Consider the following 12,376-nt stretch of genomic DNA (forward strand, 5'->3'; position numbering starts at 1 on the left):
GTCTATTGAGCGCCGCGCTGGCGGTCAGCACCGTTCGCCTCGCCGTCGATGAACACATTCAGCGCATCGATAAACGCGGTTTCAGCGGCGCTCAGCTTGCGGTCCAGTGACCACAGCATGTAGATATCGAGGTCGGCGACACCTTCATCCGGTGGCAACCGTTGAAGGCGGCCTTGCGCGATGTCATCGCGCACGACGTGTTCCGGCAGGCAACCTATGCCGAAGCCCGCGAAGATGAAACGCCTGACCTCGGTCATGCTCGACGACGAGCCGACCACGCGCCCCGTGAACCCCATCTCATCACGAAAGAAGGTGAGCGGCGACATGTGGTCGCCGACTTTGTCGCCGGTGAAGGAGACAAACTTCTCGCCGGCCAGATCGGCGACCTGAAGGTCGGTGCGCCCAAAGAGCGGATGATGACGTCCGCAGAAAAGCGCATACCGTTGACGCAGAAACACGCGGCTGTCGACCCGTTTAGGTAACGCGCGCCGCGGCGTCAGTCCAAGCGTTGCGGATTTTTGCTGGAGACTGTTCACCACATCGGCGCTGCGCATTGCCTGGCTTTCGAGCTCGATACGCGGATACGTGCGATGGAACTCCGCGAGAAACGTGTCGTAGGCCGGAAAATCGATTCCGCTGACGGTGCTCACGCGCACCATGCCGGAGATATCGTGATCGCGATCCACCTCGGCAAGCGACAGACGCGAGATCGTGCCGTACACGTCTTCAGCAATCTGCCTCACTTCGATACCGGCCTGCGTGACCTCGATGCGCGGACCGTGGCGATCCACGAGGCGCAGTCCCAACTGTTCCTCCAGCCGGCGCAGCGCCTGGCTCACTGCGGGCTGCGTCAGATGCAGCTTCGTCGCCGCACGACTCACGCTGCCCTCTTTCGCAATGGCGAGAAAAGTACGCAGCAGGTTCCAATCAAGGCGGTCGTTCAGATAGGTGTCCGGGCGGTCTTTGCTCACGACGGGTCTCACTGTTTTCATCATCCGCGAAAATTATACTGAGGATCGGAATTAGAAATGAGACTTATTGTTTTCGATTAGGGCGAGCATTAGCCATTCTGATAGTGAAGATTAAAAATGCGAATTTTGCGGGCGTATTTCGGCGACCGATAAAGACAGCAGTCAAGCCAACGCTGCTCGTCCATCAACAGGATCCCCATGTCCCCTTCTGAACAGACTCATCAGCCTGTGCGCGCCGCCACCGCGGCTTTTATCGGCACGGCCGTCGAGTTTTACGACTACTACACCTATGCGACCGCCGCCGCGCTGGTTCTCGGCGAGGTGTTCTTCCCCAGCAGCAATCATTTCCTCAGTACGATGGCTTCGTTCGGCACGTTCTTTGTCGGCTTTATTGCGCGCCCGTTGAGCGGCGCGGTATTCGGGCATCTCGGCGACAAGCTGGGCCGCAAGAAGATGCTGCTGCTGACCATGTTTCTGATGGGGATCGCCACGACCGGCATCGGTCTGCTACCCGGCTATAGCAGTATCGGCATCTGGGCGCCCATCTCACTCGTGCTGTTGCGGATTCTCCAGGGCATAGCCGTGGGCGGCGAATGGGGCGGCGCGGTACTGATGGCGAGCGAGCACGCGCCCGCCGGCCGCAAAACGTTCTTCGCATCGTTTCCGCAGATGGGCAGTCCGGCCGGGTTGATTCTTTCGCTCGTATCTTTCCGGCTCGTCACCTCGCTCGATCACGCAAGCTTCGTTGCCTGGGGCTGGCGGCTGCCGTTTCTCGCCAGCTTCGTGCTGCTCGTGATCGGTATGGCGATCCGTCTCGGCGTAAACGAGTCGCCCGAGTTCGAGCAGCTTCGCAAGAATCGCGAGGTGCTGAAGTCGCCGGTCAAGGAAGTGCTGAGCACCGCGTGGTATCCGATCGTCATGGCGGCGATGGCGACGACGATCGGCTCTGCCGGGTTCTTCTTCACCAACACGTTCATGATTTCGTATGTCACCGGTTATCTCGGCATGTCGAAATCGTTCATTCTCGACTGCCTGTTTGTCGTGACCCTCATCCAGTTGGCGTCCCAGCCAATTTCGGCGCTGTTGGCACAGCGTGTCGGCGAGACCCGCTTTCTGACCTGCGCCGCCCTGCTGTCCATGCTTACGCCCTACCCGATGTTCCTGCTCGTCAAGACGCAGAATCCCATCGCGATCGTGGCGGGTATCTCGCTCGCGGTGGTGGTGCTGTCTGCTATTTATGCAGTCATCGCCGGTTTCATGACGCCCGCATTTCCCACGCAAGTCCGGTACTCCGGCATTTCGATTGCCTATCAACTGTGCGCGACGATCGCCGGTGGGACAACGCCTTTGATCGGCACGATGCTCGCGCAGAACTACAAAGGCGAGTGGCTGCCACTGGCGATTTTCTTCAGCATGCTTTCGGCTGTGTCGCTGGTCGGAATCGTGGGGCTCGGGCGTTATCGCAAGGGGATACGTTCGGAGGGATCGGCTGCGGTGCTGGCCAACTGAGGCTGCCCGGCCGGGGGTGATCGGGGAAAATCATGTCGATTGGTGCGGATGGACGCAAACCGGCCGAACACGTGCGCGAGTGTGAAGCGCACGCGGGGATGCTCGAAGTGACATAATTCCCGCGTCGTTGCTTGCAACGCGACTATTACTTTCTCGCCTCAGAACAAGGAGATACACATGAGCAAGGGATATTGGGTAACCGTCTACCGCGCGACGAAGGACCCGTCGAAGCTGGCAGCGTATGCACAGCTGGCAGGGCCCGCTGTGGCAGCCGCTAACGGCAAATTCATCGTGCGCGGCTCAGCCGACGAGGTTCGTGAGCAAGGCTTGAAGGAACGGACTGTCGTGATTGAATTTCCGACCTACGAGCAGGCCATTGCCGCATATGAAAGCGATGCCTACAAGAAGGCGCTTGAAGCATTAGGCGACGCCGTCGAGCGCGATCTGCGAATCGTTCGCGGCGCCGAGTGACCCGTACGACGCGACGGACGTGACCGGTGTGAAACGTTGCGTTCCCGAGCAGGTCGGACTGCAGCGTCTCGCAGCGAATGCGTAGGTCAGTTGCCGCGCTTGACCTGCGCATTCGCTCAGTCGGCCGCGGCCTGCACGAGCGCGCCGACGCCGTCGATGGCCTTCCGCGTATCTTGAGACGCGTTGGCAAGTAGCTTGCGAGTTTAATGTCGGCCGGCGGCTTTGATGATTGTTGACAATAAACAAACTGCCACGTATGTTCAAAGAAGCCGACTGTTCGTTATCTCATTCTTTGTTCTTATTCGCTGCTCATGACCACACCAACAACATCTAGCGCCATCGAACTGCTGCAGCGGCACTCCCTCGCGACGCTCGTCCAGGAAACCCTCGAACGCAGCATCGTCTCAGGCGAATTCGCCCCAGGGGAGAAGTTGAACGAAGTCGAAGTCTCCACGCGGTTGAATGTGTCGCGCGGACCACTGCGCGAGGCGTTCCGTGCATTGGAACAGGCAGGATTGCTGAAGACAGAGAAGAACCGCGGTGTCACGGTGCGCGCACTGTCGCTACGCGAGGCCGAGGAGATTTACGAAGTCCGTGCAATGCTGGACGAATCGGTCGTCCGCGCGCTCGCCAATCGGATGACACCCGAAACGCTTGCAACGCTCAAAGGCATCATCACATCGATGAAAGCCGCGAAGAAGGACCATGACCTCACTCGCTATACGGCATTGAACGTCCAGTTGCATGATGCGATGGTGACGGGCGTCGGCAACCAGCACCTGATCGAAACCTATCGGCATCTCGTCCGTCAGCTCGGCTTGCTCCGTCAGGCCGCAATCGAATCGGAAAAGAGCGCGCTGGCGACGTCGGTCACAGAACACGAAAAAATCGTCAACGCGCTCGCGAAAGGCGATGCGGAACTCGCCGTCACGCTTGTGCGCGAACACGTTGCTCATGGCCTCGCGAGAATGCGGCACGCCCATGAGCACTGGGTGGCGTCTGCAACGAATGCCGGTTAAGACCGAAGCAAGCTGGGCGGTTACGCACGCGCATCCCGTGCAGCACGTGCAGCACGCCCAGCGTGCTCAGCGCTGCGGATCCGCCTGTCTGCGGGCCCGCGGCCGCCACAGCCTACGCTTTATCTGACTTTCCGGCAGCATTGGCGAGCTTGCTCAGCAATCGGTCGACCAGCCAGGGCTGCCGATCTTCGTCTTCCGCGCGTTCCTTGCGCCGAATCGCGTCGCGCACGGTAATCGAGCCGACGAAGCGGATCGGTTCGGGCGGGAAATAGCCCAACGGTCCGGTCGTCAACGGACTGCGCGTCCATTCGTTGTCGAGCTCGAGCAACAGTGAAGACAGGATCTGTCCGCCCATATAGGTCGGTCCAACACCGTTACCGGAATAGCCAAATCCATAGAGCACGTTCGGCGCGTCGTCGAGCCTGCCGAAAAACGGAAAGCCGGTGACGGACCGATCCGACGGACCGTTCCAGCTCGCCGTCACCGGCACGTCGCGCAACGCGGGGAAGAAATCATGCAGGCTGCGCGTCAGATCGGCTTCATACGGCGAGCGCTGATCGAACACCGGCGCGATCCGGCCACGCCAGGCAAACGTATTGCCGCCCTTGCCAAGCATCAGCCGGCCGTCCGCCGTGCTGCGATAGTAGTAAACGAAGATGCGTGAATCGAGTACGGATACGCCATCTTTCAATCCCATCTGATGCAGCAACTCCGGGCATTTCTCGGTGACGATCATGTCGCTGGAGACAACTGCAAGCGTGCGTTCGAACTGCTGGAAGCGACTCGCCATCCACGCATTGATCGCGAGCACCATTTTGGAAGCCGTCACGCTGCCGGCGGGCGTGTGTACGGTCACGCATTCGCCGGAAGTGAAGTCGAGCATCGGTGTGCGTTCGTAAATACGGATACCCATTTCGATCGCGACGCGCCGCAACCCGCGCACGAGCTTACCCGGATGAACCGTTGCCGCGACCGGTGAATACACGCCGCCGAGATTGCGCGCCGAACCGGAACGGCTCGCCACTTCGTCCGGCGAAAGATGTTGATACGAATTGATGCCATGCTCGCTCAGTGCGGCAATCACCGGATCGAGCAAGCCGATTTGCGCGCGCGAAGTCGCGGTGTAGAGTGTGCCGTCAAGCCGAAGCTCGGCATCCACATCGTGCTCGACACAGAAGTCGCGAATCCGCCCAACAGCAGCCTCGGACGCTTTCACGAGACGGATCGCTTCGGCCTCGCCGAACAGACGCCGCAGCGTGAAGAACTTCGTCGACCACGTCAGCAGACAACCACCGTTGCGGCCGCTTGCGCCCGCACCGCACAGATCGCTCTCGATGATCACGATGTCGAGATCGGGTTTCTTCTGTTTCGCCTGGATGGCCGTCCACAACCCCGTGAAACCACCACCGACAATGCAAACATCGGCAGTGGTCGCGCCTTGCAGTGCGGACGCCAGTGATCCATCGGCAAAGAGTGCTTGTTCAATCCAGAACGGACGCATGAATTGCTCGCATTGATACAACGATTTAATGCCACGCGGCGAAAAGAAAGACTTCTTCCCGCTCCAACGGAAAGAAGCCTTCGCACGTGGACATAGTCAGACCAGCTCAGGCCACCGCTTGCGCCGATACCCGCTTAATCCCCATCGCCTTCAGCGTATCGGCGATAGCAGCGACCGCGCCGGGGATGCCGGATTCGCCGAAGTGTCCAATACAGCCGACACGGAATGTTTCCAGCTGGGTGAGCTTGCCCGGATACAGGATATAGCCGCGTTTTTTCACTTCCGTGTAGAACGTCTTGAAGTCGTACTTCGGATCGTCAGGCGCATGAAACGTGACGATGATCGGCGCCTGAATCGCCGGGTCGAGGAAGGTTCGAAAGCCGAGCGCGGCCATGCCTTCGATCAGTGCCCGGCAATTGTTGGCATAGCGAGCGCCGCGCGCTTCGAGACCGCCCTCTTCCACGTATTGCGCGATTGCCTGATCGAGGGCCGCGACGACGTGGGTGGGCGGCGTGAAGCGCCACTGCGTCGTGCGATTCATGTAGGCCCACTGATCGTACAGATCCATGGCGAGTGACGGGCTGTTGCCTTCGCATTGCTCCAGCGTGCTGCGGCGAATGATCACGAAGCCCATGCCGGGCACCCCTTCCAGACATTTCCCGGAGGCGGCCACGACGGCGTCGAATGGCGTTTCGCGCGCGTCGATGTCGATTGCGCCGAACGAGCTCATCGCGTCGATGATCAGACTGCGTCCATGCTTTGCGACAACCACGGCAATCTCGTGCAGCGGATTGAGCACCCCGGCACCGGTTTCGCAATGCACCAGCGCAACGTGCGTGATACTGGGATCAGCCGCTAATGCGCGATCGACATCAGCCGCCTTGACCTGCTTGTCTTCGGGATAGTCGAGCGTCTGATGACGACGGCCGAGCGCCTTGCAGATCTTCGCGATCCGCTGGCAATACGCACCGTTATTCGGGATCAGTACATGTCCGTCGCGCGGCACCAGCGTGCCGATCGCGGCCTCGACCGAGAACGTGCCGCTGCCTTGCAAGGGCACGCATTCATGTGTGTCTTCGCCATGCACGATGCGTAGCGTCTGCTGGCGGACACGGGCAGTGATCTGATTGAAATCACCGTCCCACGATCCCCAGTCGCGCAGCATTGCCTGACGCGTACGATCGGAGGTCGTGAGCGGACCGGGGGTGAGCAAAATGGGCTGGGAGGGCAGATTCACAGTAGCTCCTAATAGATCTTGATGAAGACTCGTTTCAACCACGGCGCGACGTGCGCCAAGCCTGGGTTCTGCGTAATACGCCATGCGACACGCCGGCAAACAGCAAACAGGCGAACGCGGCCGTCACGAGGACCAGCGTGGCCATCGCGGCGGCCGGTCCAATCTGTCCTGCGTCGTCGAGATTGAGAATGGCGACGGAGGCCGGTTGCGTGTCGGGTGAATAGAGAAAAGCGACCGCCGACACCGTCGTCATGCCGTTGACGAACAGATAGCGCGCGATCTGCAGGATCGACGGCAGGCACACGGGCACGGTGACGCGAAAAAACGTCTTGTAGAAAGGCACTTTCAGCGAAGCCGAGACCGCTTCGAACTCGTTATCGATCTGACGAAGCGCGGTGACCGCGGTCAGGTGGCTAGACGAGTAGTAGTGCACCACCGTGACGATCGCGAGCAGCGCGAGCGTGCCGTAAAGGCCGTTCAAAGGGTTGGAGGGCGAGTTGAACAGAAAGATGTAGCTTATGCCGAGCACGAGACCCGGCACGCCCATCGGCAGGATCGCGCACAGATTGATAAAGCCGCGTAACCAGCGCGGCCCACGCGTTTTCTCGACGAGATACGCGCCGCCAAACACGATGATGGTGCCGCCGACCGCCACGCATGCGGCCATCTTCAGACTGTTCTTGTAGGCATCGAAGATCCCAGCGCCGATCAGTCCCATCTTGTAGTGCTGCAAGCCGAGGCTCATCTGATACGGCCAGAACTTCACGAACGAAGCGAACACCGAAATGCCGACCACCGCCAACAGCAGCAGGCAGACGAAGCCGCAGTACCCGAGCATCGCCATGTCGAAGCCGCGCGTGGGTTTCGGCTGATACGGCGTCGAGCGCGCGCCGAGTTGCGATTGCTGCTTGCGGCGAATGAAAAAGTCGACCGCGAACGCAACCAGCGCCGGACAGAGCAGCAGCAGGCTGACCACCGCACTCCGGTTGAAGTCCTGCAAGCCGATGATGAGCTTATAGATGTCGGTGGAAAGCACCGAATAAGGTCCGCCGATCACAACCGGCACGCCGAAATCGTTGATGCAGATCGTGAACGACACCATCGTCGCGCTGATCAAGCCATACTTCGCGCCCGGCAGTGTGATCGTGAAGAATTTGCGTGTGCGGCGGGTGCCCATCGCTTCGGCCGCTTCGTATAAGCGACCGTCGGACAGCGACAGCGCCGTCACGAGAATCATCAGCACGTGCGGAAACGAGGCGTAGACCAGACTGCATACGATGCCCGGCAGCCCATAGATCGAATGCCCGTGAAGCAAGGGCTTCAGGATGCCCGAGTTGCCGAACCAGTAAATGAACGACACCGCGGACAGCAGCGTCGGCGCGAGCAGCGGCAGCAGCGCCACCGTGCGGACGGCGTTCTTCATCGGCATGCACGAACGGGTCAGTGCGTACGCAAACGTAAAAGCCATCGGAATCACGATCGCCGTCACGAGACAGGCAACAGTGACCGAATGCAGTGTCGACGTCCACACGCCCGAATCCACCAGATAGCCGGTGAAATTGGCGAGTCCAACGAAATGCCCATCCGCATCGACGAAACATTTCCCGATGACCAATGCCAGCGGCACCAGCAGAAACACGCCGAGAAACGCGGACATCAGCAGGAGGGCCAACTGCGCGATCCGGTCATGCCAATGGCTCTTCTGGCGCACCTCGGCGTGACCTTCGTCGCCGCTGCGACGCTCGATCAGAACGGCGCTCATTGGAGTCGCTCCTTCGCGGCGGAGAAGACGCACACGTGTTCGCGGTTGATGGCCAGATTGAAGCGCGATCCCGGTTGCAGGCGGGTACGATTCATTTCATGAAACGACAGGTCGGCAACGACCTCCTGCTCACCGAGCCCGTCCACCTTGAAGCTGACCCGGCAGAACGCGCCGAGGAATTCCAGTTTCTCGACCGAGGCGGGCAGCAGGTTGTCCGCCTCGCTACCCGGCGCGCTGAGGTGAATGTCTTCCGGGCGCACGAACGCCGACACTTTCGACCCCAGCACCGCGCGCTCCGATCCGCACCCGTAGCGCAGCGCGATGGAGCCCGCCTTGAGGCTGCCGTCGCGTGCCACTTCAGCCGGAATCAGATTGACCTTGCCGATGAAATCGGCCACGAACGGCGACGCCGGCTCGCGATAGATTTCGTGGGGCGTGCCGATCTGCTCGATCACGCCTTGATTCATCACCACGATCCGGTCGGCCATGGAAAGCGCTTCTTCCTGATCGTGCGTCACCATGATCGTGGTCACGCCGAGGCGCTGCTGCAACTGACGGATTTCCTGACGCAACCGCACGCGCACGCGCGCATCCAGCGCCGAGAGCGGCTCGTCGAGCAATAGCAGACCTGGCGAAGTGGCAAGCGCGCGCGCCAGCGCAATGCGCTGCTGCTGGCCACCCGACAACTGGTTCGGATGCTTGCGCTGCGCGTCCGGCAAGCCGACCAGTGCGAGCAGTTCGTTCACACGATCGGCGATCGCCGCGCGCTTCATCTTGCGATTCACAAGGCCATAGGCCACGTTGTCGAAGATAGTCAGATTCGGAAACAGTGCGTACGACTGAAACACAATGCCGTAATCGCGAAGCTGAGGCGGCAGCCGCGAAATATCGCGGCCGTCCTGCATGATCTGGCCGGCGCTCTGTGTTTCCAGTCCGGCAATGATCCGCAGCAAGGTGGTCTTGCCACATCCCGACGGGCCGAGAAAGCAGAGCATCTCGCCCTTCTTCACGCCAAGATTGATGTCCTCCAGAACCGGCGTGTCGTTGAACCGCTTATAGACCTGCTGCACGCTCAAATACGCTGTCATCATCTCCTCCGGTACCGCTTATCTGCATGGCGACAATGCACTGCCATTGCATCACCGCATCGTTCGGGGCCACGCAGCGCGCGGCCCGGCTCTCGTCTAAACCTGGCTAAACCTGGCTGAACGCGGCCTTATTTTTGTTCCTTGTTGCCATAGCGCTTTTGCCAGTCCGCGAGAATTGCGTCGCGGTTCTTTGCGGACCATGTGAAATCGTTCTTCACGAGCAATTCCGAATAGTTATCGGGGATGCCCGAGAGTTTCTTCGCCACACCGGGGTACGCAACAATCGCCCACCATTGCGCGGTGATTTCATTGGCCTCTTTGCTGGCCATAAAGTCCGCGAGCTTTTTGGCCGCTTCCGGCTGCTTTGTCGTTTTCATGATGCCGGTCGCTTCCATGTCCCAGCCCAGCCCTTCTTTCGGGAAGATCAGGTCGATGGGGGCGCCTTGCGCCTGCAACTCGTGGCCGCGGAATTCGAAGGAGATACCGATCGGAAATTCACCGGTGCCCGCCAGCGTGCAGGGCTTCGAGCCCGAGTGCACGTATTGCGCGACGTTCTTGTCCAGCGCGTCCATGTACTTCCAGCCCTTATCCGCACCGAACGTTTGCAGCCATGACGTGACATCCAGATAGCCGGTGCCGGACGAGACCGGGCTCGGCATCACGACCATGCCCTTATAGATCGGCTTGGTCAGGTCTTCCCACGACGTCGGCTTAGGCAGGTGGCGCTTCTCCGCTTCGATGCGGTTGTAGCAGACCGTCGCGCCCCATACGTCCATACCGACCCAGTGCGGCGGCGTGTTCGCATCGCTGTACTTGCGCGTCAGACTGTCGAACCCTTTCGGCGCGTAGGGCATCAGCATGCCCTGCAGATCGAGCAGCGTCAGGCTGGATGCCGCGAGTCCGAGCACCACGTCGGCACGCGGATTGTTCTTTTCGGCGATCAGCTTTGCGGTGACCGCGCCAGTCGAATCGCGAACCCAACGGATTTCGATATCCGGATTGGCCTTTTCGAAGGCGTCTTTATAGGGCTTCATCGCTTCGTCTTCGAGCGCCGTATAGACCAGCAACTGCGTTTTTGCGTACGCGAACTGAACTGCGCCGAGCGTGACGGCGGTGGCGACCAGACAGCGCAGCGCCATATTCAGACGACCTCTGCAAGCTTTAAACCCCGACTGTTCCTTCATTTCCAGACCCCTTCAAAAGTGGCGTCGCGGCCAGCGACGAAAACGACCGGTGCTACGGGACCACTGCGTGTTGCAACCCTCCAGACGACCACCCCTAAGAATTTGTGATTTGTTGTCTGTTGTTGACAATCTACAAAGTATCAATTTTAATGTCAAGTATTGCCACACTTTGCCACATAACGCCGCATCGTCATCACCCGAATTACCCTAGCCCAGAGGACATGTCATGAGCGATACACCGGTTTCTATTGAAGTGAACGGCCGCAGCTACAACTGGATGCGCAGACCCGTCGTCGTGGTCTGCGTGGACGGCTGCGCGTATGAATATCTGGAGATGGCGGCTGCGGCGGGGGTCGCGCCCTATATTGGCAAGCTGCTGCGTCCCGGCACTTCACTCAAGGGCGACTGCGTCGTGCCGAGCTTCACGAACCCGAACAATCTGTCGATCGTGACGGGCGTGCCGCCCGCCGTGCACGGCATTAGCGGCAACTACTTTTTCGATCGCGAGAGCGGCACCGAGGTGCTGATGAACGATCCGAAGTACCTGGTCGCCCCGACCGTGCTCGCCGGTTTCGCCGAACAGGGCGCGAACGTTGCGGTGGTCACGGCAAAAGACAAACTGCGCCGGCTGCTCGGCAAAGGTCTGAAGGGCGTCTGCTTCTCGGCGGAAAAAGCCGACGAAGCGACACTTGAAGAGAACGGTATCGACAACCTGCTCGAACTGGTCGGCAAGCCGGTGCCGAGCGTCTATAGCGCGGACCTGTCCGAGTTCGTGTTCGCGGCCGGCGTGCGGTTGCTCGAAACCCGAGACATCGACTTGATGTATCTGTCGACCACCGACTATGTGCAGCACAAGTGCGCCCCCGGCACTCCCGGCGCGAACGCGTTCTATCAGATGATGGACGGCTACCTGCAGCGGCTCGACGAGCTGGGTGCGATCGTCGCGCTCACCGCCGACCACGGCATGAATGCGAAGCACAACGAAGACGGCGAGCCCAACGTGATCTATCTGCAGGAGCGCTTCGACGAATGGCTCGGCGAAGACGCTGCCCGCGTGATCCTGCCGATCACGGACCCCTACGTCGTGCATCACGGCGCGCTCGGATCGTTCGCGACGGTCTATCTGCCCGCCTCAGCCGACCTCGAAGCGATGCGCCGCCGGCTCGCAGCGGAACCCGGCATCGAAGTCGTGCTGACGGGCGCTGAAGGCTGCGCGCGCTTCGAACTTCCGCCTGCACGCATGGGCGACCTCATCGTGATCTCAACGCGCGACGTGGTGCTCGGCACGCGACGCATCAAGCACGATCTGTCCGGACTCGACGTGCCGCTGCGCTCGCATGGTGGCCTTGCCGAGCAGATCGTGCCGCTCCTGTTCAATCAGCCGGTCGCGAAGTCGGTCACGCAGCGGGCACGGCTGCGCAACTTCGACATCATCGATATCGCACTCAATCACCTTCAATGAACGGGGATCAGAAATGAATGCTGTTGCTGAAATAAAGACTCAATTGCAGGTGCGTCATGAAGCACTGCGCATTGGTGGCGAAAAAATCTTTCGCGACGAAGTGATTGAAGTGCGCAACCCCTACGATGGCTCGCTCGTCGGCACCGTGCCGAAAGCAACCCTCGAAGACGTG

General features: G+C 60.2%; 10 protein-coding genes and 1 pseudogene. 5 read left to right on the forward strand and 6 right to left on the reverse strand.

Translation table 11 applies throughout. The features are described from left to right. Window positions 1-2: 2 nt before the first annotated feature. Entirely contained in the window at window positions 3-992 is a 990-nt protein-coding gene (locus VFE81_RS17765; RefSeq protein WP_414695614.1) for a LysR family transcriptional regulator, read from the reverse strand. A gap of 177 nt (window positions 993-1,169) precedes the next feature. Between VFE81_RS17765 and VFE81_RS17770 the strand changes: the two genes are divergently transcribed. The 3 genes from VFE81_RS17770 to VFE81_RS17780 all read left to right on the forward strand — a co-directional run bounded on the left by VFE81_RS17770 (window position 1,170) and on the right by VFE81_RS17780 (window position 3,970). Further along, window positions 1,170-2,480 carry an MFS transporter gene (locus VFE81_RS17770; RefSeq protein WP_325045846.1) on the forward strand — a complete coding sequence of 437 codons (1,311 nt, stop codon included), beginning with the start codon at window positions 1,170-1,172 and terminating at the stop codon, window positions 2,478-2,480. 177 nt (window positions 2,481-2,657) lie between these two features. After that, a complete protein-coding gene (locus VFE81_RS17775) occupies window positions 2,658-2,951 on the forward strand; it encodes a DUF1330 domain-containing protein (RefSeq protein ID WP_325045847.1) in 294 nt (97 codons plus the stop codon). Window positions 2,952-3,262: 311 nt separating this feature from the next. Beyond that, the gene (locus VFE81_RS17780; protein WP_325045848.1) at window positions 3,263-3,970 is read left to right on the forward strand and encodes a phosphonate utilization associated transcriptional regulator; all 708 of its coding nucleotides are present in this window, start codon (window positions 3,263-3,265) and stop codon (window positions 3,968-3,970) included. Window positions 3,971-4,082: 112 nt separating this feature from the next. On the opposite strand, the gene VFE81_RS17785 is transcribed toward VFE81_RS17780, so the two are convergent. The 5 genes from VFE81_RS17785 to VFE81_RS17805 all read right to left on the reverse strand — a co-directional run bounded on the left by VFE81_RS17785 (window position 4,083) and on the right by VFE81_RS17805 (window position 10,697). Beyond that, on the reverse strand, window positions 4,083-5,471 hold the full coding sequence (locus VFE81_RS17785; RefSeq protein WP_325045849.1) for an FAD-dependent oxidoreductase: 1,389 nt from the start codon (window positions 5,469-5,471) through the stop codon (window positions 4,083-4,085). A gap of 106 nt (window positions 5,472-5,577) precedes the next feature. After that, window positions 5,578-6,708 carry a 2-aminoethylphosphonate--pyruvate transaminase gene (locus VFE81_RS17790; protein ID WP_325045850.1) on the reverse strand — a complete coding sequence of 377 codons (1,131 nt, stop codon included), beginning with the start codon at window positions 6,706-6,708 and terminating at the stop codon, window positions 5,578-5,580. Between the two features lie 34 nt (window positions 6,709-6,742). Further along, window positions 6,743-8,470 carry a putative 2-aminoethylphosphonate ABC transporter permease subunit gene (locus VFE81_RS17795; RefSeq protein WP_325045851.1) on the reverse strand — a complete coding sequence of 576 codons (1,728 nt, stop codon included), beginning with the start codon at window positions 8,468-8,470 and terminating at the stop codon, window positions 6,743-6,745. Further along, window positions 8,467-9,558, reverse strand: a complete 1,092-nt coding sequence (locus VFE81_RS17800; protein ID WP_325045855.1) for a putative 2-aminoethylphosphonate ABC transporter ATP-binding protein — start codon at window positions 9,556-9,558, stop codon at window positions 8,467-8,469. Before VFE81_RS17800 ends, VFE81_RS17795 begins: the two co-directional genes overlap by 4 nt. A 128-nt stretch (window positions 9,559-9,686) precedes the next feature. Further along, window positions 9,687-10,697, reverse strand: a complete 1,011-nt coding sequence (locus VFE81_RS17805) for a putative 2-aminoethylphosphonate ABC transporter substrate-binding protein (RefSeq protein WP_325045852.1) — start codon at window positions 10,695-10,697, stop codon at window positions 9,687-9,689. A gap of 271 nt (window positions 10,698-10,968) precedes the next feature. On the opposite strand from VFE81_RS17805, the gene phnA reads away from it, so the two are divergent. Together phnA and VFE81_RS17815 are read left to right on the forward strand one after the other, a co-directional pair. Then, complete coding sequence (gene phnA / locus VFE81_RS17810) at window positions 10,969-12,204, forward strand: phosphonoacetate hydrolase (RefSeq protein ID WP_325045853.1); 1,236 nt, start codon at window positions 10,969-10,971, stop codon at window positions 12,202-12,204. Window positions 12,205-12,217: 13 nt separating this feature from the next. Then, a pseudogene (locus tag VFE81_RS17815) lies at window positions 12,218-12,376 on the forward strand (phosphonoacetaldehyde dehydrogenase); the annotation flags it as partial.

The organism is Paraburkholderia sp., from assembly GCF_035656215.1.
Classification (GTDB): Bacteria; Pseudomonadota; Gammaproteobacteria; order Burkholderiales; family Burkholderiaceae; genus Paraburkholderia.

Coding starts and splice junctions, on each gene's coding strand:
- VFE81_RS17765 (WP_414695614.1), bottom strand. CDS start 992: ATGAAAACAGTGAGACCCGTCGTGAGCAAAGACCGCCCGGACACCTAT.
- VFE81_RS17770 (WP_325045846.1), top strand. CDS start 1,170: ATGTCCCCTTCTGAACAGACTCATCAGCCTGTGCGCGCCGCCACCGCG.
- VFE81_RS17775 (WP_325045847.1), top strand. CDS start 2,658: ATGAGCAAGGGATATTGGGTAACCGTCTACCGCGCGACGAAGGACCCG.
- VFE81_RS17780 (WP_325045848.1), top strand. CDS start 3,263: ATGACCACACCAACAACATCTAGCGCCATCGAACTGCTGCAGCGGCAC.
- VFE81_RS17785 (WP_325045849.1), bottom strand. CDS start 5,471: ATGCGTCCGTTCTGGATTGAACAAGCACTCTTTGCCGATGGATCACTG.
- VFE81_RS17795 (WP_325045851.1), bottom strand. CDS start 8,470: ATGAGCGCCGTTCTGATCGAGCGTCGCAGCGGCGACGAAGGTCACGCC.
- VFE81_RS17800 (WP_325045855.1), bottom strand. CDS start 9,558: ATGACAGCGTATTTGAGCGTGCAGCAGGTCTATAAGCGGTTCAACGAC.
- VFE81_RS17805 (WP_325045852.1), bottom strand. CDS start 10,697: ATGGCGCTGCGCTGTCTGGTCGCCACCGCCGTCACGCTCGGCGCAGTT.
- phnA (WP_325045853.1), top strand. CDS start 10,969: ATGAGCGATACACCGGTTTCTATTGAAGTGAACGGCCGCAGCTACAAC.